Source organism: Burkholderia sp. Ac-20379 (genome assembly GCF_017104645.1).
In the GTDB taxonomy this organism is placed as follows: domain Bacteria; phylum Pseudomonadota; class Gammaproteobacteria; order Burkholderiales; family Burkholderiaceae; genus Burkholderia.
In genome coordinates, this window is sequence record NZ_JAAGPF010000739.1 from 1 (window position 1) to 1144 (window position 1144).

General features: G+C 73.5%; 1 pseudogene. It reads right to left on the reverse strand.

Annotated elements, in window-relative coordinates:
- Positions 1-83: 83 nt before the first annotated feature.
- Positions 84-1144: pseudogene (locus G3N92_RS34335) on the reverse strand (Hsp70 family protein); the annotation flags it as partial.

Here is a 1144-nt window from a genome sequence, read left to right on the forward strand (position 1 = left end):
TGTTTTTATTTGTTTCGACAGCGGCCCAACCGAGATCTACCCTGCCACCACCCCTCTTCCCCTGCACGCCGCTCTCCCGATCTGAGCCGCCCGGCCAGCGCGCGGGCGCGGAACACGCCGCCGTTCAGCAGCAGCGTGTCGGGCATTGCGAACGGGGCGTCGGCGGGGTCGGCCGTTGCGTCCGCAACGGCTTCGCGCGACTGCGACGCGAAGCGCGCGAGAAACGCCGCGACGTGCCGCGTGATGGCCGGATCGGCCGCGTACGGCAGCCCGAATTCGACGATCGCCGCGCGCGAGCGGCGCGGCATCTCGTCGGCGCGGCCGGCGGGGAAGAAGCCGTCCACCACGATCTGTTCGACCTCGCCGCGCGCAAGCTGGGTGCTGCGCGCGCCGCCGATCAGCTTCGAGCCGGCGCCGAGCAGCGTGACAGGCACCGCGTCGGGCGCGGCGTCGCCGAGCAGTTGCTCCTTGGCCACGCGGCAGCGCTCGACCAGTTGCGACAGGCTCGCGGCGCTCAGCCGCGCGGGGGCGCCGCCGGCCGAGCCATTGGCGTCCGCGCCCGTCAGCCGACGCTCGGCCAGGTGCGCGAGCGCCAGATCCATGTTGTCGCCGCCGAGCATCAGGTGATTGCCGACGCCGATCCGCGTGAGGCGCGGCGCGCCGTGCTCGTCGGGTGCGCCGGGTTCCACGCGGATCAGCGTCAGATCGGTGGTGCCGCCGCCCACGTCGCACACCAGCACGAGCCGCGTGCCGTCGAGCGCCTTGCCGAGGCCGTCGCGGTGCTGATAGAGCCAGTCGTAGAACGCGGCCTGCGGCTCCTCGAGCAGCCGCAGCGCGGGCAGCCCGGCTGCGCGGGCGGCTTCGAGCGTGAGGGCGCGCGCGCCGTCGTCGAACGACGCGGGCACGGTCAGGACGACGTCCTGGGTTTCGAGCGGAGATGCCGGAAAGCGATGATTCCAGGCCGCCCGCACGTGCGCCAGATAGCTGGCGCTGGCGGCCACCGGCGAGACCTTGTCGACCTCGTCGGGCGCGCCCCACGGCAGGATCGGCGCGAGCCGGTCCACCGAGGCGTTCGACAGCCAGCTCTTGGCGCTGCTGACGAGGCGGCCCGGCACCTGCGCGCCGAGCTGGCGCGCGAAGCGGC